We start from the raw sequence: 4,005 nt of genomic DNA on the forward strand, positions 1-4,005 counted from the left end.
ATTGCCTAGTATTCAAAATGACAATCAAACAATTAAATATATGATTTCCATGTTTATTCCTGACAATGATTTTATGGCATCACTGGTAAGTGACTTGTCCGAATTTTTAAGTTTGAAATTAGAATCTATTGATACTTTTATGGAAAATCCACAGGAACTTGAAACATTATTAAGAAACAAATTTTTAGAACGAATTAAAAAACAATTTATTTAGGAGTGTACAAAATGAGCGAATTATTTAGTAATGACAATATCTTTTTAAATGTAAATGTTAACAGCCAAAATGAAGCAATTGAAAAAGCAGGTAAAGCCTTAGTTGATAGTGGTGCTGTAACAGATGCTTATATTCAAGCAATGAAAGATCGTGAGCAAGTTGTATCAACATTTATGGGAAATGGCTTAGCAATTCCTCATGGCACAGATGAAGCTAAAACAAATGTGATTCACTCAGGTTTAACATTATTACAAATCCCTGAAGGCGTTGACTGGGATGGCGAAGTAGTTAAAGTTGTAGTGGGAATCGCTGGTAAAGATGGCGAACATTTAGACTTGTTATCTAAAATTGCAATTACATTTAGCGAAGAAGAAAATGTGGATCGTATCGTTCAAGCAAAATCTGCAGAAGAAATTAAACAAGTATTCGAGGAGGCAGATGCATAATGAAAGCAGTTCACTTTGGTGCTGGTAACATAGGTCGTGGTTTCATTGGTTATATTCTTGCAGACAACAATGTTAAAGTAACATTTGCAGACGTCAATGAAGAAATCATTAATGCTTTAGCTCATGATCATCAATACGATGTTATTTTAGCTGATGAGTCTAAAACAACGACGCGCGTGAATAATGTTGATGCAATTAATTCAATGCAACCTTCTGAAGCGTTGAAACAAGCAATTCTAGAAGCTGATATTATTACAACAGCTGTTGGTGTTAACATACTACCTATTATTGCTAAATCTTTTGCGCCTTTCTTAAAAGAAAAAACAAACCATGTTAATATTGTTGCTTGTGAGAATGCTATTATGGCAACTGATACATTGAAAAAAGCAGTACTTGATATTACTGGCCCTCTTGGTAACAATATTCATTTTGCTAACTCAGCAGTTGATAGAATTGTACCATTACAAAAGAATGAAAATATATTAGACGTTATGGTTGAGCCATTTTACGAATGGGTTGTTGAAAAAGATGCATGGTATGGTCCAGAACTAAACCATATTAAATATGTTGATGATTTAACACCATATATTGAGCGTAAATTATTAACTGTGAATACAGGACATGCATATTTAGCGTATGCTGGTAAATTTGCAGGTAAAGCTACCGTATTAGACGCTGTAAAAGATAGTTCAATTGAAGCTGGCTTACGCCGTGTTTTAGCTGAAACAAGTCAATATATTACTAATGAATTTGATTTTACTGAAGCGGAACAAGCTGGTTATGTTGAAAAAATAATAGACCGTTTCAACAATTCTTATTTATCTGATGAAGTGACACGTGTCGGACGAGGTACGTTACGTAAAATTGGCCCTAAAGATAGAATTATAAAACCATTAACATATCTTTATAATAAAGATTTAGAACGCACTGGTTTATTAAATACAGCTGCATTGTTATTGAAGTATGATGATACAGCAGACCAAGAAACTGTTGAGAAAAATAATTACATTAAAGAACACGGTTTAAAAGCGTTTTTAAGCGAATATGCTAAAGTTGACGATGGCTTAGCCGATGAAATAATTGAAGCGTACAATTCACTTTCATAATTTATTGAGCTTTGTTTGAAACAAGAAGTTTCCAACGTTATTCGTTAACAATCAGTAATAATGTAGTAGTTCCGTTGAATTAACAATATTAAATTTCTGAACATAAAAAAATACTCCCTTCAACATAGACACTTAACTTGTGTTATGTATGAAAGGAGTATTTTTGCGTTAATAATTTGTTTTATTTTCGAGCCACAGCCACCTATTCAATGGCTATTGGTCATTACTAAAACAAATTCATATTAACTGTTAGACTTGGTTACTTAGTAAGGAATATTTCCCTATGAAATAACTAGATGTTCACATTCTTGAATAAATTTTATTCTTCAGTTTGTTGGTCTTTCTTAGTGAATCTTCTAATTAAGAATGCCATACCTGCACCTAGAGCTAATTCAGCATATGGTAAATCGTCATTATGTGACATACCAGTATCTGGTAAAGTTTTAGCTTGTTGTTTAGGCTTATTAACTTTTCCTTGTTGGTCTGATTTTGCATTTGCTTTGTTTTCTTCAGGCTTAGTTACATTAAGCATATCTTGATGCATACTATGACTACCATTTGAAACTGTTGCTGGAGATGCATTGGCACCGTCGTTTTGCGTAGCTTTATTGTTTGCAGCTGAACCAACTGATTTTTGCGTATCATTAGTTTGCATATCTTTAGCTTTATTGTTTGCAACTGGGCCAACTGATTTTTGCGTATCATTAGTATCTGCTGTTGCCGTATCATCTTTTTGGCTAACATTAGTTGAAGTCATTTTATCTTTTGCTTCAGAAGATGCAGATGTTGATGGTTTATTCGAAACTTCAGTATCAGCTTTGCTTGGCGATTTATCTGCTTCGTTAGATGCAACGTTAGTTTCAGACTTAAGTTGTCCTGCATCAGTTTGATTTGTCGTACTTTCTTCTTTATCTTTTGATGTATTAGAAGGTACATTTGGTTCTGTTATGTCTGCTGAAGGCAATGTTTCAGTTGTTGATTCAACCATACTTTGATTTGTTGAATCTCTACCATCTTTTTCTGCCTTAGCTTTATTTTCAGATTTTGGTTGTGCAACCTTGCCATTAGTTGATTGAGATTCAGCACTATTATTTACTTCAGCATTTTGTTTTGAATCATTTACAGATGCATTATCTTTACTATCAGCAGATGATGCTGCTTCTGTGCTCGCAGTTGTTGGAGCCGTTGCTGTTGATCCTGTTGGTGCATTCTCGTTTGTTGCTGTAGTTGTACTATTGTTATTTGTTGTGCTTTCTGCTGGCGTTGCATTATCTGTTTCTGTTACAGGTTTATCAGTTGTGCCGTTATTAGTTGATTCTACTTCTGGTTTACTAGTTACATCGTTATCCATTGTCGGACTGTTTGTTGATGCATCTGCACTAGAATTGTTATTAGCTTGCGGTTTATCCTTTGCATCATCAGTTGCTGATGTTACTGTTGTTTCACCTGTTGCCGCATCACTATTATTTGGTGTTGTCGGAGAAGCGTCTGCTTTGCCATTATCTGTCGTCTCAGATACGTTAGGTTGTCCAGTGTTTTCTGGTGTTGCATTAGCATTTGAATTTGCTGTTGCATCATTATTATCTGTACCATTATTAGTATCATTAGCATCTGGATCATTCTGAGGCACAATCGCTTCAATTGCAGGTATCGTTACATTTTGTAATTCAGCAACCTCTGTATTTGTTTGTGTTTTATCTAATTTATCAGCAAATCTGTCAAAATATCTACCTAAATCTGTACGTGCAATTTCTTTCGCCGATGCATCTGCATCTGCATTTTTAATTATTTCTATTTGCTTGTTAACCACTTCTCTAATTGCTTCCAAAGCATTTTTCTTAACTACTGGATTAATACGTTGTGCTTTAAGTTGTTCAAGCGCACTATTTTTGACAGTAGCGATTTCTGCATTTGTAGTTTGATCAGAAATATCTTCAGTTGCTTTTGATAAAATGTCTTCTAAAGCATTCGTAAACGCTTCTTTTTCTTCAGTTGTAGCATCAGCGTCGACATTTACACCTGCTTCAATCTGGTCTAGTGCAGTTTCTAATTCTTCGATAACTTTTTGTTTTTCTGTTGAGTCAATTTGAATGTTATCAAATGCCTCAAGTCCTTGAGCTTTCGCTTTTTCAACTTCAGCAGTTGTTGTTGCATCAGTAATACCTTGTTTAGCTTGATCTGTAATTTGTTTAATCATTGCTAATGCTTCAGTTTTTTCTTCAGCAGTTAACTGGTCACT

At 34.2% G+C, this 4,005-nt stretch carries 3 protein-coding genes and 1 pseudogene; 3 read left to right on the forward strand and 1 reads right to left on the reverse strand.

All coding sequences use genetic code 11. From position 1 onward, the window contains the following. The 3 genes and pseudogenes from IDG60_RS08180 to IDG60_RS08190 form a co-directional block, all read left to right on the forward strand. Positions 1-214: pseudogene (locus tag IDG60_RS08180) on the forward strand (BglG family transcription antiterminator); the annotation flags it as partial. 11 nt (positions 215-225) lie between these two features. Continuing rightward, positions 226-660 carry a PTS mannitol transporter subunit IIA gene (locus tag IDG60_RS08185; protein WP_001292149.1) on the forward strand — a complete coding sequence of 145 codons (435 nt, stop codon included), beginning with the start codon at positions 226-228 and terminating at the stop codon, positions 658-660. Further along, complete coding sequence (locus IDG60_RS08190) at positions 660-1,766, forward strand: mannitol-1-phosphate 5-dehydrogenase (protein WP_000648723.1); 1,107 nt, start codon at positions 660-662, stop codon at positions 1,764-1,766. Before IDG60_RS08185 ends, IDG60_RS08190 begins: the two co-directional genes overlap by 1 nt. A 319-nt stretch (positions 1,767-2,085) precedes the next feature. Here the strand turns inward: IDG60_RS08190 and IDG60_RS08195 are convergent. Next, positions 2,086-4,005 (reverse strand): DUF1542 domain-containing protein (locus tag IDG60_RS08195; RefSeq protein ID WP_206160609.1); only part of this gene is annotated, 1,920 nt, incomplete at its 5' end.

This window comes from Staphylococcus sp. EG-SA-2, assembly GCF_017152085.1.